The 21,746-nt window shown below is 58.4% G+C and carries 14 protein-coding genes and 1 pseudogene; 4 read left to right on the top strand and 11 right to left on the bottom strand.

The window, feature by feature from the left end; translation table 11 throughout:
* Positions 1-6 precede the first annotated feature (6 nt).
* From secD to queA, 4 genes are read right to left on the bottom strand one after another with little or no spacing between them, the layout of a single operon-like run.
* Positions 7-1,854 (bottom strand): protein translocase subunit SecD, encoded by a 1,848-nt coding sequence (gene secD / locus PI91_RS07575; protein ID WP_071580340.1) that lies wholly within the window; start codon positions 1,852-1,854, stop codon positions 7-9.
* 27 nt (positions 1,855-1,881) lie between these two features.
* The gene (gene yajC, locus PI91_RS07570) at positions 1,882-2,214 is read right to left on the bottom strand and encodes a preprotein translocase subunit YajC (RefSeq protein ID WP_000007630.1); all 333 of its coding nucleotides are present in this window, start codon (positions 2,212-2,214) and stop codon (positions 1,882-1,884) included.
* Between the two features lie 22 nt (positions 2,215-2,236).
* A complete protein-coding gene (gene tgt, locus PI91_RS07565; RefSeq protein ID WP_003859110.1) occupies positions 2,237-3,364 on the bottom strand; it encodes a tRNA guanosine(34) transglycosylase Tgt in 1,128 nt (375 codons plus the stop codon).
* A 53-nt stretch (positions 3,365-3,417) separates the two neighbouring features.
* On the bottom strand, positions 3,418-4,488 hold the full coding sequence (gene queA / locus PI91_RS07560; RefSeq protein WP_008503345.1) for a tRNA preQ1(34) S-adenosylmethionine ribosyltransferase-isomerase QueA: 1,071 nt from the start codon (positions 4,486-4,488) through the stop codon (positions 3,418-3,420).
* A 92-nt stretch (positions 4,489-4,580) separates the two neighbouring features.
* Between queA and acpH the strand changes: the two genes are divergently transcribed.
* Complete coding sequence (gene acpH / locus PI91_RS07555; protein WP_039265828.1) at positions 4,581-5,162, top strand: ACP phosphodiesterase; 582 nt, start codon at positions 4,581-4,583, stop codon at positions 5,160-5,162.
* A 127-nt stretch (positions 5,163-5,289) separates the two neighbouring features.
* Positions 5,290-5,892: a peroxiredoxin gene (locus PI91_RS07550; RefSeq protein ID WP_008503347.1), complete on the top strand. Its 603-nt coding sequence runs from the start codon at positions 5,290-5,292 to the stop codon at positions 5,890-5,892.
* A gap of 43 nt (positions 5,893-5,935) precedes the next feature.
* Here PI91_RS07550 and PI91_RS07545 read toward each other — a convergent pair whose 3' ends face one another.
* The 7 genes and pseudogenes from PI91_RS07545 to phoB form a co-directional block, all read right to left on the bottom strand.
* On the bottom strand, positions 5,936-7,321 hold the full coding sequence (locus tag PI91_RS07545; protein ID WP_039265827.1) for a DUF3999 domain-containing protein: 1,386 nt from the start codon (positions 7,319-7,321) through the stop codon (positions 5,936-5,938).
* Positions 7,318-9,939 (bottom strand): annotated as a pseudogene (locus PI91_RS07540) (DUF2339 domain-containing protein). The gene PI91_RS07545 and the pseudogene PI91_RS07540 overlap by 4 nt, the downstream one beginning before the upstream one ends.
* Positions 9,940-10,025: 86 nt before the next feature.
* Entirely contained in the window at positions 10,026-11,843 is a 1,818-nt protein-coding gene (gene malZ, locus PI91_RS07535; RefSeq protein ID WP_039265826.1) for a maltodextrin glucosidase, read from the bottom strand.
* Positions 11,844-12,005: 162 nt separating this feature from the next.
* Positions 12,006-13,379 (bottom strand): proline-specific permease ProY, encoded by a 1,374-nt coding sequence (proY, locus tag PI91_RS07530; RefSeq protein WP_008503261.1) that lies wholly within the window; start codon positions 13,377-13,379, stop codon positions 12,006-12,008.
* An 81-nt stretch (positions 13,380-13,460) separates the two neighbouring features.
* Positions 13,461-14,780 carry a branched-chain amino acid transporter carrier protein BrnQ gene (brnQ, locus tag PI91_RS07525; protein WP_008503262.1) on the bottom strand — a complete coding sequence of 440 codons (1,320 nt, stop codon included), beginning with the start codon at positions 14,778-14,780 and terminating at the stop codon, positions 13,461-13,463.
* 409 nt (positions 14,781-15,189) lie between these two features.
* The gene (gene phoR / locus PI91_RS07520; protein WP_008503264.1) at positions 15,190-16,485 is read right to left on the bottom strand and encodes a phosphate regulon sensor histidine kinase PhoR; all 1,296 of its coding nucleotides are present in this window, start codon (positions 16,483-16,485) and stop codon (positions 15,190-15,192) included.
* A gap of 21 nt (positions 16,486-16,506) precedes the next feature.
* On the bottom strand, positions 16,507-17,196 hold the full coding sequence (gene phoB, locus PI91_RS07515) for a phosphate response regulator transcription factor PhoB (RefSeq protein WP_008503265.1): 690 nt from the start codon (positions 17,194-17,196) through the stop codon (positions 16,507-16,509).
* A 187-nt stretch (positions 17,197-17,383) separates the two neighbouring features.
* On the opposite strand from phoB, the gene sbcD reads away from it, so the two are divergent.
* Together sbcD and sbcC are read left to right on the top strand one after the other, a co-directional pair.
* The gene (gene sbcD, locus PI91_RS07510) at positions 17,384-18,589 is read left to right on the top strand and encodes an exonuclease subunit SbcD (RefSeq protein ID WP_039265825.1); all 1,206 of its coding nucleotides are present in this window, start codon (positions 17,384-17,386) and stop codon (positions 18,587-18,589) included.
* Positions 18,586-21,717: an exonuclease subunit SbcC gene (gene sbcC, locus PI91_RS07505; RefSeq protein ID WP_039265824.1), complete on the top strand. Its 3,132-nt coding sequence runs from the start codon at positions 18,586-18,588 to the stop codon at positions 21,715-21,717. Before sbcD ends, sbcC begins: the two co-directional genes overlap by 4 nt.
* Positions 21,718-21,746 lie beyond the last annotated feature (29 nt).

Below are 21,746 nucleotides of genomic sequence, written 5' to 3'. Positions count from 1 at the left end.
CACTCCTCAGATAGACAGCTTTTTGACGCGCTTGCCGCCGTACAGCAGGTTCACGATGGCACGGGTGCCGACAATAGCGGTAAACATTGACGTTGCGACACCGATACCGGTTGTAATCGCAAAGCCTTTGATCGCGCCAGTACCCACTGCATACAGGATAAGAACCTTAATCAGTGTTGTTACGTTCGCATCGAAGATAGAGCTGAACGCGCCTTTATAACCTTCATCAATCGCCTGCTGAACAGAGCGACCGTTGCTCAACTCTTCTTTGATACGTTCGTTAATCAGTACGTTGGCGTCGACCGCCACCGCAAGGGTCAGAACGATACCCGCAATCCCCGGCATGGTCAGCGTCGCTCCCGGCAGCAGGGACATGATGCCGATAATCAGCACCAGGTTCGCGATCAGCGCGGAGGTCGCAATCAGACCAAACTTCTTATAGAAGAAGATCATGAACAGGATAGAGACCACCAGACCGGCCAGACACGCTTCCAGGCCCTGCTGGATGTTTTGCATACCCAGAGTTGGACCAATGGTACGTTCTTCAACAATCTGAATTGGCGCTATCAGCGCACCGGCACGCAGCAGCAGGGAGAGCTGACGCGCTTCGTTCGGGTTGTTAATACCGGTAATACGGAAGCTGTTACCCAGACGAGACTGGATATTGGCGATGTTAATCACCTCTTCCTCTTTCACCAGCACAGCACGGCCGTTTGCATCTTTCTTACCGCTGTCTTTGTACTCCACGAACAGGGTCGCCATCGGTTTACCGATGTTGTCCTTGGTGAAGTTAGACATGATGTTACCACCCGCGCTATCCAGCGAGATGTTAACCTGCGGCTGGTTGTATTCATCCTGGCTCGACGTGGAGTCGGTGATGTGGTCACCGGTCAGAATCACGCGTTTGTACAGCACAACCGGCTGACCTTCGCGGGTCTGTTTCACTTCGGAGTCACCCGGAATACGGCCAGAAGCGGCAGCAGACTGGTCAACGTTGGTATTCACCAGACGGAATTCCAGCGTTGCGGTCGCACCGAGAATCTCTTTCGCACGCGCGGTGTCCTGGATACCCGGCAGTTCAACCACGATACGGTCAGCACCCTGACGCTGTACCAGCGGCTCGGCCACGCCCAGTTGGTTTACACGGTTACGCAGAATGTTGATGTTCTGCTGAACGGCATATTCACGCGCTTCTTTCAGGCGCGCATCGGTCATCACCGCGCGCAGCTGGTTGCTGCCCTGCGAGGAGATCACCAGGTCACGATGACGTTGGGTCAGGTAATCTACAGCCTGATCGCGCGCCGCGCTGTCGCGGAACGTGATGCTCATGCCGTAGTTATCTTCTTTACGCACGGTGGTGTAAGCGATGCCTTTATCACGCAGATCGCTGCGCAGGCTGTCGATATTCTGTTCCTGCAGCTTGCCGAGCGCGGTGTCCATATCCACTTCCATCAGGAAGTGAACGCCGCCACGCAGGTCAAGACCGAGTTTCATTGGCTCTGCATTCATCGCAGCCAGCCAACGCGGGGTTGCAGGGGCAAGGTTAAGCGCCACGATGTATTTATCACCCAGCACGCCCATCAGCGCTTCACGTGCGCGGAGCTGCGTGTCGGTGGTGTCGAAGCGAGCAAGAATTGCGCCCTCTTCCAGTGCCACAGACTTAGCGGTAATTTTTTCTTCTTGTAACGTTTTCTGGACCTGGATCAGCGTTTGCTCACTGGCGGCGACACCGCGCGCGCCAGTGATTTGAACAGCCGGATCCTCACCATACAGGTTGGGAAGCGCGTACAGCAGGCCGACGAGAATCACGACGACCAGCATGATGTACTTCCACAAAGGATAACGGTTTAACACGGCAGTTCCCTTTGGGAAAAGTTGGGATTACAGCGCCTTCATGGTGCCTTTCGGCAGAACGGCAGCTACGAAGTCACGTTTGATGACCACTTCAGTGGTGTCGTTCAGGGCGATTGCAATGTAGCCACTTTCAGCCACTTTGGTTACGCGACCGACCAGACCACCGTTGGTCAGCACTTCATCGCCTTTCGCGATGGAGTCCATCAGCTTTTTGTGCTCTTTGGTGCGCTTCTGCTGTGGGCGCAGGATCATGAAATAGAAGATCAGACCGAACACAACCAGCATCAGAATCAGAGACATTGGGCTGCCCTGCGCTGGAGCGCCTGTTGCTGCTACCGCATCAGAAATAAAAAAGCTCATTCAAATTCCCTCATTATTAAAATTAATCAACGTTCAACGGTGGAACATCCCGCCCCTGACGTTGGTAGAAATCGGTCACGAAGCTCTCTAATTTACCCTCTTCGATAGCCTTACGTAAACCAGCCATTAAGCGCTGATAATAACGAAGATTATGAATGGTATTGAGACGCGCGCCCAAAATCTCGTTGCAACGATCGAGATGATGCAGGTACGCACGAGAATAATTGCGACAGGTATAGCAATCGCACTCGGAATCGAGCGGGCTGGTGTCACTCTTATGCTTCGCGTTACGGATTTTCACCACGCCATCGGTAACGAACAGATGGCCGTTACGCGCGTTGCGGGTTGGCATGACGCAGTCGAACATATCAATGCCGCGGCGTACGCCTTCAACCAGATCTTCCGGTTTGCCCACGCCCATCAGGTATCGTGGTTTATCCGCCGGGATTTGCGGGCAGACATGCTCCAGAATGCGGTGCATGTCTTCCTTCGGCTCACCCACAGCCAAACCGCCGACAGCGTAGCCATCAAAACCTATCTCTACCAGACCTTTAACAGAGATATCGCGTAAATCTTCGTAAACGCTGCCCTGGATAATGCCGAACAGCGCATTTTTGTTCTGCAGGGAGTCAAAACGGTCACGGCTACGCTTCGCCCAGCGCAGAGACATCTCCATAGAACGCTTGGCGTAGTCCCAGTCGGCCGGATACGGCGTGCATTCGTCGAAGATCATCACGATGTCAGAGCCAAGATCGTACTGAATCTCCATTGATTTTTCGGGATCGAGGAAAATCGGATCGCCGTTGATCGGGTTACGGAAGTGAACGCCCTGCTCGGTGATCTTGCGGATATCGCCCAGGCTGAAGACCTGGAAACCGCCGGAGTCGGTCAGGATAGGGCCTTTCCACTGCATGAAGTCGTGCAGGTCGCCGTGGAGCTTCATGATCTCCTGACCCGGACGCAGCCACAGGTGGAAGGTATTGCCGAGGATAATCTGCGCGCCAGTGGCTTCAACTTCTTCCGGCGTCATCCCTTTTACGGTGCCGTACGTGCCCACAGGCATAAACGCGGGGGTTTCCACCACGCCGCGATCAAACACCAGGCGACCGCGGCGCGCGCGACCGTCGGTGGTATCGAGTTCAAATTTCATTTTTTCTCCGACGTCAGAAAAACAGTCCAACGTTGTAAAACGGTGCCGCGGACTTATTCCCCGACACGCTCATTCAAAGCCTGCGGATTGTACGTGATAAACATCGCGTCCCCGTAGCTAAAAAAGCGATATTTTTGTTCTACCGCAGACTTGTAGGCATTCATCGTATGCTGATACCCCGCGAACGCGGAGACCAGCATAATCAGCGTCGATTCAGGCAGATGGAAGTTGGTCACCAGCGCGTCAATCACTTTGTACTGGTAACCCGGGTAGATAAAGATCTGCGTATCGCCAAAGAACGGCTCAATCAACTCGCTTTTCGCGGCCTGCGCGGCGCTCTCCAGCGAGCGCACAGACGTCGTACCGACCGCCACGACGCGGCTACCGCGCGCTTTCGCCGCCAGCACCGCGTCCACGACATCCTGCGGCACTTCAGCATACTCAGAGTGCATGATGTGGTCTTCAATGCTGTCCACGCGCACCGGCTGGAAGGTTCCCGCCCCGACGTGCAGCGTTACAAACGCCATCTCAATGCCTTTCGCGCGCAGTTTTTCCAGCAGCGGTTCATCAAAGTGCAGGCCTGCCGTCGGGGCCGCGACCGCGCCAGGCTTCTGGCTGTAGACGGTCTGGTACAGCTCGCGGTCAGCCTCTTCGTCAGGACGCTCAATGTACGGCGGCAGCGGCATGTGGCCGATGGCGTTCAGAATATCGAGCACCGTGCGCTCGTCGTTGAACTCCACCTCGAACAGCGCGTCGTGGCGCGCGGTCATGGTCGCCTTGATGCTCTCGTCATCGCCCAGCAGCAGCTCCGCGCCCGGCTTTGGCGCTTTGGATGCGCGAATATGTGCCAGAATACGTTTATCATCGAGCATACGTTCGACCAGCACTTCAATCTTGCCGCCGCTGGCCTTACGGCCGAACAGGCGCGCCGGGATCACGCGGGTATTGTTAAAGACCAGCAGATCGCCAGGGTTGAGCTTGTCGAGCAAATCGGTGAAAGTACCGTGCGTCAGCTCGCCCGTTGGCCCATCCAGTGACAGTAAACGACAGCTGCTGCGCTCAGGCATGGGATAGTGAGCAATCAGGGATTCAGGTAGTTCAAAGGAGAAATCGGCGACGCGCATGACGTATACTCGTGACTTAAAAACAGGCGGCATAGTCTAGTGCTCACACCCTTTTGCTGCAACAACTAGCCGCCCCCGGACAAATAAAACGCATGAATTTTCTCGCTCACCTGCATCTCGCTCACCTCGCTGACAGCTCCCTGTCCGGCAATTTGCTGGCCGATTTCGTACGCGGCAACCCCGCGGAAGCGTACGCCCCTGAGGTTGTCGACGGGATTTTTATGCACCGCCGCATCGACGTGCTGACGGATAAGCTGCCGGAAGTGACGGAAGCCAAAGCGTGGTTTCGGCCGGAAACGCGACGCGTCGCACCGATCACGCTTGATGTGATGTGGGACCATTTCCTGTCGCGCCACTGGGCACAGCTCTCGCCGGAGCTTCCCCTGCCGGAATTTGTGCGTTATGCCCATCAGCAGGTGTCGATCATTCTGCCCGACTCGCCGCCGCGCTTTGTGAATCTGAATAACTACCTGTGGTCAGAGCGCTGGCTGGAGCGCTATCGCGAGATGGACTTCATTCAGAGCGTGTTGAATGGGATGGCGAGCCGTCGCCCGCGCCTGGATGCGCTGCGGGATTCCTGGTATGACCTGGATGAACATTACGATGCGCTGGAGACCCGCTTCTGGCAGTTTTACCCGCGCATGATGGCGCAGGCGAAAAACAAACAGCTCTGACAGAATTCGTATTGATAGGTAAAAGCTGGCGGAACGATTGTCACCACCTCTTTGTCTTATCCATGAACACTCTCTATACTGGCTCGCGTTGCGTTCCAAATAACCTTAGTATCTACAGGAGAATCATATGGTTCTGGTAACTCGTCCGGCTCCGGATTTTACAGCTGCAGCAGTTCTGGGCAACGGTGAAATCGTTGAAAACTTCAACTTCAAACAGCACACCAACGGTAAAGCGACCGTTCTGTTCTTCTGGCCAATGGACTTCACTTTCGTTTGCCCGTCTGAGCTGATCGCGTTCGACAAACGTTATGAAGAATTCCAGAAGCGTGGCGTGGAAGTGGTTGGCGTCTCCTTCGACTCTGAGTTTGTACACAACGCATGGCGTAACACCCCTGTCGACAAAGGCGGCATCGGTGCGGTGAAATACGCAATGGTTGCGGACATCAAACGCGAAATCCAGCAGGCTTACGGTATCGAACATCCGGACGCTGGCGTTGCGCTGCGCGGTTCCTTCCTGATCGACGCAAACGGCATCGTTCGTCACCAGGTCGTGAACGATCTGCCGCTGGGTCGTAACATCGACGAAATGCTGCGCATGGTTGACGCGCTGCAGTTCCACGAAGAGCACGGCGAAGTGTGCCCGGCTCAGTGGGAAAAAGGTAAAGAAGGTATGGCTGCTTCCCCAGACGGCGTAGCTAAATACCTGTCTGAGAACGTATCCAGCCTGTAATCGGCACGGTTTACGAGAAAGGCCCGCTTATGCGGGCCTTTTTTTATGCCTTGCGCTGCGTTTCCCGCCAGATGCGCCAGGCCATGCCCGCCAGCAGGATTACGCCCGCGATCAGCACGCCCCACACCAGCAGGGCGTTCATCCAGCTCGCCCGCTCGCCTGCAGAGGTGGCGTTTAGCCGCCCCTCACCGCCCAACGCGACATCATCCAGAATATCGGCCTGCGGCAGGTTCGCCATATCATAGGTCTTGCGCAGCTCGGCTGGGATCAGCATGTCAGGTTCCACCTGTGCAGGCTTTGCGGCGCCGTTGCCCCAGGCGAGCACGTACGGCGCTTTACCCTGCGCGTTGAACACCAGGTCATAGCGGTCGCGATGCCCCGTGACGCTCGGCAGGTATTCTGGCAGACGCGCATTCAGCGTCGTGATTTTCACTGCCTGCACCAGGTCCCCGTTAAGCGAAACCGGTCCGGATGTTTTCCCCTCCAGGCGGTAAATCACCTCTTTTTTCAGGGGATGCCATGTGTCTTTTTCCGTACGCCGCCACGCGATCTCCACGGGAAGGACGCCATCGCCGTTCAGCGAGATGCTGACAGCGCTCAGCGGCTGCGGACGCGTCCAGCGCCACTGCGCTTCGGTTGTCGATAACTGCTCCCCTTTCCCCTCAAGATTGATCTCTTCCGGGGCCGCCTGCGCAGGTGCGCTGATTGCGTTTACGCCGGTCAACGTTACCCCCTGGCTCTGCGTATTCAGCACCACCATGAGATAGCGATTCGCCTCGGGAGATAAAACCGTGTCGGTATCGATCCGATCGAGCTTAAGGCGATCCTGGCCGCTGGCGACGTCCAGCAGCGGCATATCTTCGCGCAGGGTATACCAGCGCTTAAGATCCTCGCTGTAATAGACCGACGCCGTTCCCTGCCACGGCGTCTGCGGGGTATTCCAGAGCAGCTGCAGCTGGGATATGGCCAGCTCACCCGTCGTCTGCTCCGGCAAGCTCAGCAGGTAATGTTGCCCGGCTGCGGCGGCTTTTTGCCCCTCCAGCACAATCTCAACGCCGTTTCGGGAACGGAGCCGGATCTTATCGCTGTCACCGCCGTCTGAGGCAGCCGCGAGCGGCGAGGCGTCCAGCGGAAAGAGGCGCAGCGCCGTGGATTGCGCTGTGGCCTGCGGGCGCGTCGCGGCGATCAGGCTAAAGGGAACCGGCTCACCCGACTGGTTAAAGACGCGAACATCATGCAGATCCGCGGATGTGCTCTGCTCATAGACGGCAAGCGGCAGCATCACTCGATACCACCGGGAAGGAACGGACGTGTCGAGTGAACGACCAAAGGCGTAGTCCCGTGGCGATTCCGCCGGTACCTCGTTGCAGAACGCCGGGCCGGAAAGCGCCAGCACCGCGGTACACGCTACCGCTTTCATCCATTTCATTTTTCATCTCCTGTTTTTGGCGGTAGCGGCGAGAAATAGCCCACGATCAGTACCAGTATCGCCACGCCGATAAACGCCACCGCGCGCGACAGACCGCCTCCGCCCGCGCTGTCCACCAGCATCAGCTTAACCATCACCACACCCAGCAGCGCGGCCCCGCAGAGCCACTCCTGCCGGGAAGCCCGACGGGTGGCATGGATCATGACCACCAGCGCACTCAGCATCCAGAACAGGGCAAAGCTGGTCTGGATAAGCCGCGAATCCCACAGCGATGCCATATTCCAGGCCACGTCGCCGTACCAGGCCAGGGCGCGCATCAGCGCACCGTTCAGCCACCAGAAGCCAAACGCCATGAGCGCGACGGCAGGCCACGGACGCGCTTGCGCAAGCAATGCCGGGTAGTAGCGATCCACCGCCCGATAAAAGACCACCAGCCCCAGCAACGCGAACGCTGCGCCTTCCTCAAGCGGGTTTACCAGCGGGAACCAGGTCTGACGATAGACCACGCCGTCCTGGAAATTGGTCACCACCAGCAGTACCAGCAGCGCCACGACGGCAGGGATCGGTGCCAGACACGCATAGAGCGCAGGCCATTCCCGGAACGGCCACGCGCGACGCCGTACCGCAGCAGAGAGCGCCATAATCACCCCGCCGCCTGCGGCCATCGCTAATCCGCTGCCCCAGGCCGCCATGCCCCACGGCAGAGACCGGGCAAACCAGTAAAGCTCGGCGGCCAGCGCCAGTAAAATCATCCAGCACAGCGACAGGTGTAGCCCCATCGCGATACGCGGCAGAACCCTTTAACCATCGCGCCGCAACAGCATCAGAGCGGCAGGAAGCGCAACGCACCAGGCCAGGTTTGACCAGCCGGCGGCAACGATCTGCTGATGCCAGATCTGATACCCCACCATCAGCAGCATAACCGGCCACAGCAGCCATTTGCTGGCGTCCAGCTCTCGCCACGCCAGTTGAGCGGCCACCTGCCGCCAGCCCCAGGCCGACGCCGCCGTCAGCGCCAGCACGCCCGCCAGAACCGGTAATTCTTTCGTGAGTACAAGCTGCGACGCACCCAGCTGCGCTACCAGCCAGAACAGCAGCCCGCCTGCCAGCAGCGCCCAGCTGACCGGCAGAAAAAGAGTCCGCCACAGCCAGGCCGCAGCCAGCCAGCAAAGGCTGAGGATGGCGAAGATAAGGAGCAGGGTCAGCGACGTAACGCCGTCCGTTTGCGCCCACAGCGCGCTGCCGAGGGCCAGCACCAGCAGCGCCGTCCCGCTATAGCTCATGCGCCGCTGGTGCTGCTGCACGCCCAGCCAGAGAATACCCAGCCCCTCCAGCGCCCAGGCCATTGCCGTCCAGCGCGCCGACAGCGCCAGCGGAATGGCGAGCGTGGCAAACCCGCCGCCGATCGCCAGCGCTGCCATGACCAGCGGCCGTCCGAGGGAGGGATAGCGCCGCAGCGCGAGGTACGCGAGGGTGAGATAAAATGCGCCGTATCCCAGCGCGCTCAGCGCCGGGCCATATTCCCAGTGCTGCGTCATACCATACTGCATCCCGAAGCCGATCAGCGGCGGGGCAAACAGCAGCACGCCGTCAACGATCTGCTTCCCTTTCTCCTGCGCCCGCAGCGACAGCGCCACGCTCAGCACGCCGAAAATCAGCGTATTGGCAATCAGGAACAGCTGGCAGATCCAATAGTCTTCAGGCTGGTAGTCATTCAGCCCCCACAGGCCGCCCACGCCGAACGTGAACAGCAGCCCGAGCAGGTTCAGCTCGCGCCAGTGCTGCCAGATGCTGATGGCAAGAATGCCGATGGACAGCAGGAGATAGAAAGAGAACAGCGCGACAAAGCTGCCGCCCCCGGTAGACAACAGCAGCGGCGCAAGGTAGCCGCCGAGGCTCGCCAGCATGGCAAGGCTCAGGGCCTTCTGCAGCACCGCCAGCCCGACGCTCGCCGCGCAGATCACCACCAGCAGCGCAAAGGCCAGCGTCATCGGCAGCATTTGCCAGAGACGGAAGGCGCCAAACACCGTCAGGTAGAGCACGCCGGTCGCCCCGCCCTGGAGGATCAACGCATAGACGCGCTGCCTGTGCCGCAGCCGCCACCCAATCGCCAGCAGAACAACGGCAAACAGCGCCGCTGCCACGAGGCGCAGCTCAAGCGGGAACAGGGAATGTTCGACGGTATAGCGCAGCAGGAAAGAGAGGCCGAGGAAGAGCAGCAGAATGCCCAGCTTCGCCAGCGGATTGCCCTGCATGAACCAGCGCGCCAGCGACGTCAGGATGCCGCCAAAGGCTGAAGGCTGTTTTGCCGCAGGGGTCGGGGCCTGGGAAGAAGCGGGTTCTGCCACCGCTGCGGGAATATCGGGTCGCCAGGGGTCGACAGGCGCGGGAGCGTCCTCCACCACTGGCGCGGTAATTGCCTCCGGCGCGGCGGTCTGCACCGGTTCCGACGCGTTCTCAGGCACGCCGCGCTGCTCAAGCGTCTCTATGCGCTGGCGCAGCCGAGCGATCTCCTGCTGCGCCGCCGTACTGCGATTAAACCCGATAACCGCAAGCACGGGCGCAACCAGCAGCGCAAAAACCAGGAATAAACAGCCAAGGATGTAAAGCTCGTCCATGTTTCCACCTTCACCGTAAACGATCTGTTAAGATTGACACAAATCGTTGCATTTGCGCCATCTTAAAAGGTGGAAACAATAGCGTATTAGCTGCCGAACCAGATCGTCGCGGATATTGCAGGCAGCGCCAGCACGCCGTCCTGTATTGTCGCCTTGCCCTCTTTACTCTTCCACGCAGCGACATTCAGCAGCGGTGAATCATCCAGCACCACTTCGCAGGCCTCGCCCCGGTTGATCGCCACCAGCACGCGCTGCTGGTTATAAACGCGGGCAAAGACCACGACGTTATCATGAGCGTATACCACCTGGCAGCCGCCGTAGCGCAGGGCAAGACTCTGCTTACGCAGCTTCGCCAGCCGCTGATACAGGCTGAACAGCACTTTGTCCTGTTTCTCTGGTGCCCACGGGAAGGTTTTGCGGCAGAACGGATCGTTGTTGCCGTCCAGCCCCACCTCGTCTCCGTAGTAGATGCACGGCACGCCCGGCCAGGTGAAGAGCCAGGTCACCGCCAGCGGCAGACGCGCGACATCCTTGCCCAGCAGGGATTTAAAACGCGCGGTATCGTGGCTATCGAGCTGGTTAAACATCCGCAGCTGCTGCTGATGCGACAGCCCGGCGCGGTAGTTCTCCATCCACGCCATGCAGGTTTCCGCGTCGATATGATTTGGATCGTAGGAGATATCGGTGTTGGCGAGGAATCCCCACAGCGGGAAGGTAAAGCCGCGATAGTTCATCGCCGCATCTTCCGCATCATTCTGCAGCCACTGGCGCGCGTCACCAAAGTGCTCGCCAAAAACGAACGCTTCCGGCTGTGCGGCTTTTGCCGAGCGCGTTATGCCGGCGACGTGCTGAAGATTGTTCCGCGCCCCGCCCGCTTCGCCGAGCATATGCACCACGTCCAGACGCCAGCCGTCCATATTCCACGGCGCCTTCAGCCAGTGTCGGACGATGCTGTCTTCGCCGCCGTAGATTTCATTAACGAGCGTTGGCGACTGGAAATCCAGCTTCGGCAGGCTCGGGTAGCCCAGCCAGTCCAGCGCGCGGCCCTCCTCGTTAAAGCTGTACCAGTCGCGCTGAGGCGAATCCGGGTTATGACATGCCCCGCCCATCGACTGGTTATGCCGATCAAACCACGCATGCGAATCGCCGCTGTGGTTGAACACGCCGTCCAGGATCAGGCGCATCCCCTCTTCTTGCGTATTCTTACGCAAGCGCAGCAGCGCCTCATCGCCGCCAAACTGCGCGTCAACGTGGCGATAATCTTCGGTATCGTATTTGTGTACGCTCGGGGCTTTAAACACCGGGTTGAGGTACAGCGCCGTCACGCCCAGTTTTTTCAGGTACGGCAGCTTTTCGCTGATACCGTCGAGATCGCCGCCGTAGAAGGTCGAGCCGCCCGCCTGCGCGGTTAACGGCTCATCCCACGCTTTCAGGATAATGTCGTGGCCCGCGGCATGGTGGTAATAGATCTTATCCTGGTCGGCAGTGCGCTTTTCGCTGCGCGCAAAACGGTCCGGGAAAATCTGGTAAAAGACCTGATCGTTAACCCACTGCGGGCCGTTATTCGGATAATCGACCGCAAACTGCTCCAGCCGTGCAGGCGGGAAACGGCTAAACCCCTGCGGGGTAAACCACAGCTGACGGTTGTTCCACAAAAGCTTAAAGCTGTAGCGGCGGCGCGGCTGTCCGCTGTTCAGATCGATATTCGCCCGCCAGGCGGTGATACCCGGCTGCGGCTGGCTGCGCAGCTTGTGCATTTTCAACCCGGTCTCTTCGTTATCGATTTCGGCGCGGAGCGTCACGCGATCGGGCTGGTTTTCCCCCGCCAGCCAGAGCGTAATCACAAGGTTGTCTTTGTTTTGCTTAACAAATGGGGCAACCGGAAGGTGCCAGGCGTTTAACATCGCGAATCCCCTCTGATGAAATTGACGTCACCTTGCCACAGGGTGGTTAAGGATAGCTCACCATGACGAGATTTATTGGGGGAGGAGGACGGGGGAGGAGTTTTTTCGGGGGCAAAAGGGAGTGTAGGCCGGGTAAGCGCAGCGCCACCCGGCATTTTTACCTTACTGCGCTTCCGCCAGCTGACGGTCGCGGCGGCATTTGAACACCCAGCCCACCAGCAGCAGCACGATCCACGCGCAGCCCACGTAGAGCGAAATGCGGGTGTCCGGATGGTAGCCAATCAGGCCAATGATAAACACCAGGAAGATCAGCCCGACGACGGTCGTCGCAACGCCGCCCGGTACTTTGAACTTCAGCGCTTTCGCCTCATCCGGCGACAGGCGACGGCGGAAGGCAATCTGCGACAGCAGGATCATGATCCACACCCACACCGTCGCGAAGGTCGCCAGGGATGCAATCACCAGGAAGACGTTCTCCGGCATGATGTAGTTCAGATAAACCGAGAACAGCAGCGCCACGGTCATCACCACAACGGTCACCCACGGCGTGCCGCGGCGCGAGGTTTTGGCGAACACCTTCGGCGCGCTGCCCTGCTCTGCCATGCCGTGCAACATACGCCCCACGCCAAAGACGTCACTGTTGATCGCTGAAAGCGACGCGGTCAGCACCACAAAGTTGAGAATGCTGGCGGCAAACGCAATGCCCATATGCTGGAAGGTCAGGACAAACGGGCTACCGTTGGTACCCACCTGATTCCACGGGTAGATGGACATGATCACGAACAGCGTACCCACATAAAACACCAGAATACGCATCGGCACCGAGTTGATCGCACGCGGAATGGATTTCTCCGGGTCTTTCGCTTCACCAGCGGTAATACCGATAATCTCGATACCGCCGTAGGCGAACATCACCATCTGCAGCGACATCACCATGCCGAGCCAGCCGTTACTGAAGAAGCCACCGTTGCTCCAGAGGTTATGGATCCCGGTCGGCTGCCCGCCATTGCCAATCCCCCAGATAATGATCCCGAAACCGGCCACAATCATGATGATAATGGTGGCGACCTTGAAGAAGGAGAACCAGAACTCCAGCTCGCCGAACACCTTCACGCTCATCAGGTTGACGGCGCAAATGATCAGCACCACGCTCAGCACCCAAATCCAGTGCGGCACCGCCGGGAACCAGACGCCCATATAGATGCCAAACGCCGTCACATCGGCTATTGCCACGATCAGGATTTCGAAGCAGTAGGTCCAGCCGGTGATAAACCCGGCCAGCGGGCCGAGGTTTTCTTGCGCGTAGCGGGAGAAGGAGCTGGCGGAGGGGTTATGAACCGACATTTCGCCGAGGGCGCGCATGATGATATACGCCGCCACGCCGCCGATGATGTACGCCAGCAGCACGCTTGGACCGGCCATTTTGATGGCATCTGCCGAGCCATAAAAAAGACCGGTGCCAATAGCAGAGCCCAGCGCCATAAAGCGGATGTGGCGCGTGCTCAATCCACGTTTAAGTTTGTTAGTGCTTTCCATTTAAATCTTGCCATTCAACACGAAAAAAACAAAAAACCACGGGGCCTTAAGCCCCGTGGTTAAACAGTTTGTTGCCGTTGATTAATGGGCGTTCGATGCGACCTGACGCCCTGCAGCACGGTCCCAGATAACCGCCAGAACCAGTGCAACAACGGTAGGCATCAGCCAGGCCAGACCCTGCTCGGACAGCGGCAGACGCTGTGTCCAGGCTGGCAGAATTTCAGCGAACGCTGATGCTTTAATCCCGTCAAGGATACCAAAAATCAGGCTGATAAACATGGCTGGCGCAATAATTCGTGAGGAGTTGTTCCACCACGGGCGGGTGAAGCTCAGCACCACCAGCACGATGCACGGCGGATAGATCGCCGTCAGTACCGGAATAGAGACCTGAATCAGGTGGCTCAGACCGAGGTTGGATACCGCCATGGAGAAGATACCGAGGATAAACACCAGGGTACGGTAAGAGAGCGGCAGGTACTGCGCAAAGAACTCAGCACAGGCGCAGGTCAGGCCAACCGCGGTAACCAGGCAGGCCAGGAAGATGAGCGCCGCCAGCAGCATACTGCCCGCACCACCGAAGGTGTGCTGGACGTAGGCGTGCAGGATAGCCGCACCATTCGCGTTCTGATCGACCAGCATCGCGCTATCGGAGCCCAGGCGGAACAGCGCCAGATACAGCAGCGTCAGGCCTACACCGGCCATCAGGCCAGCCCAGATGGTGTAGCGGGTCAGCAGACGCGCTTCGGTCACACCGCGGGAACGCGCGGCGTTAACGATAACGATACCAAACACCATCGCGCCCAGCGTATCCATCGTCAGGTAGCCGTTCACAAAGCCGTTAGAGAACGCGGCGTTTTTATAGGCGTCCATCGCGTCGCTAATCGGGCCTGCAGGCCAGACGATAGCCGCCACCGCCAGAACAATCAGCGCCACAATTTTCAGCGGAGCCAGGAAGTTACCCACGGTATCCAGCAGCTTGCCCGGATAGAGGGAAACCAGAATCACGATCGCGAAGTAGATCAGGCTGTAGATGAACAGCGGCATCGCGCCGTCACCGGTCAGCGGAGCAATACCCACTTCAAAGGAAACGGTCGCGGTACGCGGGGTGGCAAACAGCGGACCCACGGCCAGATAGCATACGGTTGCCAGCAGAACGCCCGCCACTTTGCCAATCGGGGTGCTGAGGCTATCCACACCGCCGCCGACTTTCGCCAGCGCGATGACGGTCAGCACCGGCAGACCCACGGCAGTAATCAGGAAACCAAACGCGGCGGTCCAGACGTGTTCACCCGCCTGTAAGCCAACCATTGGAGGGAAAATGATGTTGCCTGCGCCAACGAACAGCGCAAATGTCATAAAGCCCAGCGCGATGATGTCACGCGATTTTAAGTGATGGGTCATAAAACCTTACTGCCTGTGGATGTGGTGTTGAAAACATTGAGATTTTCGCTGCCCCTGACGGGACGATACAGCCGAAAATTTGCTCAATTTTAGCGGGATATGCTCCCGTCCTGGCGTGGAGAAGAATAGTTTTTCGATTTACCACGCAAATACAGTCGGTCTGACAGTATCTGGGGGGCAATTTAAACGCTTATAACGTTTAAAGGCAAGGTGGGATCGTAAAACCAGAACAATATGCCAGCATGAAAATACACTCCAGCACAATACGCTAATTATAAGAAAAACCCATGGCTAATCATGCGAACAAAAAACAGCCAGCCGTATAAAATTCACACGCGTTTCGCTTGACTGCAAAGCAAACGGGCCAGCGATGGCTGACCCGTGGAAAGGTAAAATGACACACCTGCCGTCAGGCGATCTTTTTGGCAATTAATCGTTCCGGGATCACGAAGCTGAAGCGGGTTCCTTTTCCCAGGGTACTCTGAATATCGAGACGGCTTTCATGGTGATTCACCGCGTGTTTCACAATCGCCAGCCCCAGGCCGCTTCCGCCCGTCTGCCGCGATCGCGCTTTATCCACGCGATAGAAGCGCTCGGTCAGACGCGGAATATGCTCCGGCGCGATCCCCGGCCCGTTGTCCTCCACGCTAAACTCGGCCCCCGTTGGGGTATGCTGCCAGCGCACCACGATCTCCGTCCCTTCCGGCGTATGGTTTACCGCGTTATACACCAGGTTGGAGATAGCGCTGCGCAGCTCATCTTCACTGCCCAGCACCTTTAGCGTGTTGTCGACCTCAAAGGTCAGGTGATGCTTTTTGTGGCTTAACGTCTGCGCTTCACGCTCCACGACCCGTAGCATCATCGGCACATCAATAGTGTCATTCAGCGCGAGCGTCGGTGCCGCTTCAATCTTCGAGAGCGTCAGCAGCTGCTTCACCAGGCCTTCCATCCGGTGCGTTTGCTCGCGCATGGTGTGCAGCGCTTTTTCACGCGGCGCACCTTCCAGCGTTTGCTCCTGCATCATCTCCAGGTAGCCCTGAAGCACGGTCAGCGGGGTACGCAATTCGTGACTGACGTTGGCGAAGAAGTTGCGGCGCGCCCCTTCCAGCTGGTGCATCTGGGTGACGTCGCGCGCCACCATCAGCCACTGCTTATCGCTGTAGGGCATCACGCGGATCTCCAGATGGCGACCGTTATTGAGCTTGAGATTGTGCGGACGGGTAAAATCACGCTTTTTCAGGTACAGCGTGAACTCGGGATAACGCAGAAGGTTGAGGATATTCTGGCCATTATCGTCCGGCCAGCGCAGGCCCAGCAGCTGCTGCGCCAGGCCGTTACACCAGAAGATCGTCCCTTCTTCGGTGGTCAGAATGACCGCATCCGGTAGCGACTCCGCACCGCTGCGAAAACGCTTAATCAGGCTTCCCAGCTCGCGGCGGCGCTTTTTATTTCGCATCTGCATCTGGTGCAGACCGTACAGCAGCGGCTCCCAGCTGCCGCTTCCGGGCGGCGGCGTCATGCTTCGGTCAACCCACAGCCACCAGGAGAGGCGCAGCAGGTTCCAGAAATGCCAGATCAGCAGCCCGGTGACCGACGCCAGCAGAAACCACGGCAGATGTCCAAGAAAGGCCCCCAGAATGAAGGCCGGAATACAGCATAAGATCAGTTCAAAGACGAGCCTTTTCCATGACAGACGTTCCAGCACGCGTCACACTCCTGTCATTATTCAGAAACGGGTAGAAAAACGATAACCCGTGCCGCGGACCGTCTGCACCATGCGATCGTGGCCGCTCAGTTCCAGCGCTTTTCGCAGGCGGCGGATATGTACGTCAACCGTCCGGTCTTCGACATACACGTTAGTTCCCCAGACGTTATTCAGCAACTGCTCGCGGCTGTACACGCGTTCCGGGTGGGTCATAAAAAAGTGCAGAAGTTTAAATTCGGTAGGCCCCATGTCGAGGGGATTTTCACCGGTCATCACGCGGTGAGAAGTCGGATCAAGGCTCAGCCCCTGCATCTCAATCACCTCTTCCACCGCCATCGGCGAAATACGGCGCATCACGGCTTTAATGCGGGCCACCAGCTCTTTGGGGGAGAACGGTTTGGTAATGTAATCGTCCGCTCCGGTCTCCAGACCGCGCACACGATCCTCTTCTTCTCCGCGCGCCGTAAGCATCACAACCGGGATGTCACGGGTCAGCGCTTCACGCTTCAGGTGTTTGATAAACTGCAGTCCGGAGCCGCCGGGCAGCATCCAGTCCAGCAGAATCAGATCGGGCCAGGGTTCATTCAGCTGGTTCACTGCGCTGTCATAATCTTCCGCTTCAACCGGCTGGAAGCCGTTTTGCTCGAGCACGAAGCACACCATTTCACGAATTGGAGCTTCATCTTCTACGACCAGAATACGTCTCGCCATACTTTGCCCTGTCTTATCTTATTTACGTTACAAGTTTGTAATTCGGCGCCATTATGCGTCAGATTTATGACAGATTTATGAAAAACAGTACCACTATAAATGGCAAACTGTTGTTTTATTACAGCGGTTATTTTCCCTTCTCTGAACGTTTATAATCCTGCTTTCTCTTTTTTGCCACGGATCAGCTATGCGCATACTTCACACCTCGGACTGGCATCTGGGTCAAAATTTTTACAGCAAAAGCCGTGCGGCTGAACATGAAGCGTTCCTGAACTGGCTGCTGGAAACGGCCCGGACGCATGAGGTGGACGCGATTATCGTGGCGGGAGATATTTTTGATACCGGCTCGCCGCCAAGCTATGCCCGTGAGCTGTACAACCGCTTCGTGGTGAATCTGCAGCAAACCGGCTGTCATCTGGTGATTGTCGCCGGCAACCATGATTCCGTCGCGACGCTTAACGAATCCCGCGACATCCTGGCGTTTCTCAATACCACCGTCGTCGCCAGCGCCGGGCACGCCCCGCAGATCCTGAAAAAGCGCGACGGGTCGCCCGGGGCGGTACTGTGTCCGATTCCCTTTTTGCGTCCGCGCGACATCGTGCAAAGCCAGGCGGGGCTGTCGGGCGCGGAAAAGCAGCAGCATTTGTTACAGGCGATCGCCGACTATTACCGCCAGCAGCACGCCGAAGCCTGTGCCCTGCGCGGTGACCAGCCGATTCCGGTGATTGCGACCGGGCACCTGACCACCGTCGGGGCCAGTAAAAGTGACGCCGTGCGTGACATCTATATTGGCACGCTGGACGCCTTTCCGGCGCAGCACTTCCCGCCAGCCGACTACATTGCGCTCGGACACATCCACCGGGCGCAGATCGTCGGCGGCTGCGAGCACATCCGCTACTGCGGCTCGCCCCTTTCGCTCAGCTTTGACGAAACGGGCAAAGCCAAATCCGTACATCTGGTGACCTTCTCCGACGGAAAACTCAGCGCCGTCGACACGCTGGAGGTGCCCGTAACTCAACCGCTGGCGGTGCTGAAAGGCGATCTCGATGCCATCACCGCCCAGCTGGAGCAGTGGCGCGGCGTCGAGCAAGATCCCCCCATCTGGCTGGACATCGAAATCACCACCGACGACTACCTGCACGATATGCAGCGGAAAATCCAGGCGCACCAGCAAGACCTGCCGGTAGAGGTCTTGCTGGTGCGCCGCAGCCGCGAGCAGCGCGAGAAAATTCTGCTAAGCGCTCAACGCGAAACGCTCAGTGAACTGGGGGTCGAAGAGGTATTTGAACGCAGGCTCTCACAGGAGGAGATTGACGATGCGAAGCGCGCAAGACTCAGCGAACTTTTCAGCCATACCCTGCATGCGCTCAATGATGAGGAAGAAAACGCATGAAAATTCTGAGCCTGCGCCTGAAAAATCTCAACTCCCTCAAGGGCGAGTGGAAAATTGACTTTACCGCTGAGCCGTTTGCCAGCAACGGGCTGTTTGCCATCACCGGCGCAACCGGGGCAGGTAAAACCACCCTGCTCGATGCCATCTGTCTGGCGCTTTATCACGAAACGCCGCGCCTGAATAAAGTCTCCCAGGCGCAAAATGACCTGATGACCCGCGACACCGCCGAGTGTCTGGCGGAAGTGGAGTTCGAGGTAAAAGGCACCGCCTATCGCGCCTTCTGGAGCCAGAACCGGGCGCGCAACCAGCCGGACGGTAACCTGCAGGCGCCGCGCGTGGAGCTGGCGCGCTGCGAAGATGGCAAAATCCTGGCCGACAAAGTGACGGATAAGCTGGAGCAAACCGCCGCGCTCACCGGGCTCGACTACGGACGCTTTACCCGCTCCATGCTGCTTTCACAGGGGCAGTTTGCCGCCTTCCTTAATGCCAAGCCGAGCGACCGCGCCGAGCTGCTGGAAGAGCTGACCGGCACCGAAATCTACGGTCAGATTTCCGCCATGGTGTTTGAGAAACACAAAGCGGCCCGCAGCGTGCTTGAAAAGTGCGAGGCGCAGGCGGCGGGCGTCGTGCTGTTGAGCGAAGAACAACAGCAGCAGTTACAGCAAAGTTTGCAGGCACTTACTGACGCAGAGAAAACCCTGCTGGAACAGCAGCAAAACCAACAGAAACATTTTCAGTGGCTTACGCGCCATGATGAGCTCGTGCGCGAGCAACAGCGCGTCACCGCGATGCAGCAGCAGGCGCAACAGGCGCTGACGGACGCTGCGCCTGAGCTGGCAAAGCTCCAGCTCGCTCTGCCCGCCGCCCAGCTTCGCCCGCTCTGGGAGCATCAGCAGGAGCAAACAGCGCGTCTGGCGCAAACGCAGCAGCGAATTATCGAAGTAAATACTCGCTTACAAGCCAGAACCGCGCTGCGTTCACGTATTCGCAATACCGCCCTGCGTAACCACGAGCAGCTACAGGCCGAACTGACGGCGCTGGCGCAGTGGCTGACGGAGCACGAGCGCTATCGTCTGTTAGGCCAGGAGATTGCAGGCTGGCGCGCCCAATTCTCTCAGCTTAACCGCGATAAAACGCAGTTAGCCTCGCTTGCTGCGCGGATAGGTGAATTACGCAACAGGCTGGCTGCGATGCCGGAAAACGCGCTGACGCTGACGGCGGATGAGGTCAGTGCGGCCATGGAGCAGCAGTCCAGGTCCCGCACGCTGCGCCAGCAGCTGACGTCGCTGCATGCCCGCTATCAGCCGCTGCAAAAGCGCCTGCGCCAGAGCGGTGAAAGCGTGCAGAAGGCGCAGGCCGAACAAAATAAACTCAATGAAACGCTGACGCTGCGCCGCCAGCAGTACAAAGAAAAAAACCAGCACTATCTCGACCTGAAAGCCCTGTGCGAAACCGAAGCAACAATCAAGAAGCTGGAGCATTACCGTTCGCAGCTTGAGGCGGGTAAACCCTGCCCGCTGTGCGGTTCCTGCGAACATCCCGCCGTTGAGCAATATCAGTCGCTTGAGCTGACGGATAACCAGCGCCGCCGTGATGCCCTGGAAAAAGAGGTCGTCGCCCTTAAAGAGGAAGGCCTGCTGGTGCTGGGACAGGTAAATGCCCTGACTCAGCAGATCCAGCGCGAGACAGACGACGCGAAGACGCTTTCTCAGGAAGAGCAAGCGCTCACTAAAGAGTGGGTGGCAGCCTGCACGTCCCTGAACATTACCTTGAATATTCAGGACGATATCACGCCATGGTTGAACGAACAGGAACATTACGAGCGCCAGCTTTATCAGCTCAGTCAGCGTCTCACCCTGCAGAACCAGCTCAACGAACAGGACGCGCAGGAGCGGCAGTATCAGCAGCAGCTGGCGGCCACGCGGCAGGCGCTGGAACATGCCCTGCTCGCGCTCTCACTTAACGCACCTGAAGAGGGTCAGGAAGCCGCCTGGCTTCAGGCCCGCGAAGCGGAATTCGCGCAGTGGCAGGAGAAGCAAACGCAGCACGGCGTGCTTCAGGAACGCATAAACGCCCTGAAACCGCTGCTCGACGCGCTTCCGGCAGCGAACAGCGAAGACGCCGAACCGGTTATTCCTGATAACTGGCGCGCCATCCACGACGAGTGCGTGTCGCTGCAAAGCCAGCTGACCGCGCAACAGCAGCAGGAAGGGCTGGAGCGAGAGCGCCTGCAGCAGTCGCAGACGCAGTTCACCGCGGCGCGCTCGGCGAGCTGCTTTGCCGACCAGGACGCGTTTCTTGCCGCCCTGCTGGATGACGACGCTATTCGCCACCTTGAACAGCTGAAACAGTCGCTGGAAAACCAGATCCAGCAGGCCGCGGCGCTGTGCGGGCAAGCGAACCAGCAGCTGCAGTCTCATCTGGCACTGCGGCCGGAAGGGCTCGATGCCGATGCCGCCACGCTGCAAAGCCAGCTGCAGCAGCTGGCGCAACAGCTGCGCGAGAACACCACGCATCAGGGCGAGATCCGCCAGCAGCTTAAGCAGGACAGCGATAACCGGCAGCACCAGCTGGCGTTGATGCGGCAAATTGAAGAGGCCGCGCGCCAGGCGGATGACTGGGGTTACCTGAACGCGCTGATCGGCTCCAGCACCGGCGACAAGTTCCGTAAGTTCGCCCAGGGGCTGACGCTGGACAATCTCGTCTGGCTGGCTAACCAGCAGCTTAACCGCCTGCACGGGCGTTATTTATTGCAGCGTAAGGCCAGTGACGCGCTGGAGCTGGAAGTGGTGGATACGTGGCAGGCGGATGCGGTCCGCGATACCCGTACCCTCTCCGGTGGCGAGAGCTTCCTGGTCAGCCTGGCGCTGGCGCTGGCGCTTTCCGATCTGGTGAGTCATAAAACGCGGATCGATTCCCTGTTCCTGGATGAAGGGTTCGGCACGCTCGACAGTGAGACGCTGGATACCGCGCTGGATGCGCTCGACGCGCTGAACGCCACCGGGAAAACCATCGGCGTGATCAGCCACGTCGAGGCGATGAAAGAGCGTATTCCGGTGCAGATCAAAGTGAAGAAGATTAACGGGCTGGGGTACAGCAAGCTGGATAAAGAATTTGCCGTGCAGTAAAGGTCCACTCCACATGTAGGCCGGGTAAG

Source organism: Enterobacter sp. FB, assembly GCF_000805795.1.
Lineage (GTDB): Bacteria > Pseudomonadota > Gammaproteobacteria > Enterobacterales > Enterobacteriaceae > Enterobacter > Enterobacter roggenkampii.
Note: the sequence above shows the minus strand (reverse complement) of the source record. Positions and strands in the feature narration are given on the sequence as shown.

Bases quoted from the DNA above. Each gene is read 5' to 3' on its own strand.
- phoB (WP_008503265.1), bottom strand. From the start codon at position 17,196: ATGGCGAGACGTATTCTGGTCGTAGAAGATGAAGCTCCAATTCGTGAA.
- yajC (WP_000007630.1), bottom strand. From the start codon at position 2,214: ATGAGCTTTTTTATTTCTGATGCGGTAGCAGCAACAGGCGCTCCAGCG.
- acpH (WP_039265828.1), top strand. From the start codon at position 4,581: ATGAATTTTCTCGCTCACCTGCATCTCGCTCACCTCGCTGACAGCTCC.
- sbcC (WP_039265824.1), top strand. From the start codon at position 18,586: ATGAAAATTCTGAGCCTGCGCCTGAAAAATCTCAACTCCCTCAAGGGC.
- malZ (WP_039265826.1), bottom strand. From the start codon at position 11,843: ATGTTAAACGCCTGGCACCTTCCGGTTGCCCCATTTGTTAAGCAAAAC.
- sbcD (WP_039265825.1), top strand. From the start codon at position 17,384: ATGCGCATACTTCACACCTCGGACTGGCATCTGGGTCAAAATTTTTAC.
- proY (WP_008503261.1), bottom strand. From the start codon at position 13,379: ATGGAAAGCACTAACAAACTTAAACGTGGATTGAGCACGCGCCACATC.
- PI91_RS07545 (WP_039265827.1), bottom strand. From the start codon at position 7,321: ATGAAATGGATGAAAGCGGTAGCGTGTACCGCGGTGCTGGCGCTTTCC.
- PI91_RS07550 (WP_008503347.1), top strand. From the start codon at position 5,290: ATGGTTCTGGTAACTCGTCCGGCTCCGGATTTTACAGCTGCAGCAGTT.
- brnQ (WP_008503262.1), bottom strand. From the start codon at position 14,780: ATGACCCATCACTTAAAATCGCGTGACATCATCGCGCTGGGCTTTATG.
- tgt (WP_003859110.1), bottom strand. From the start codon at position 3,364: ATGAAATTTGAACTCGATACCACCGACGGTCGCGCGCGCCGCGGTCGC.
- queA (WP_008503345.1), bottom strand. From the start codon at position 4,488: ATGCGCGTCGCCGATTTCTCCTTTGAACTACCTGAATCCCTGATTGCT.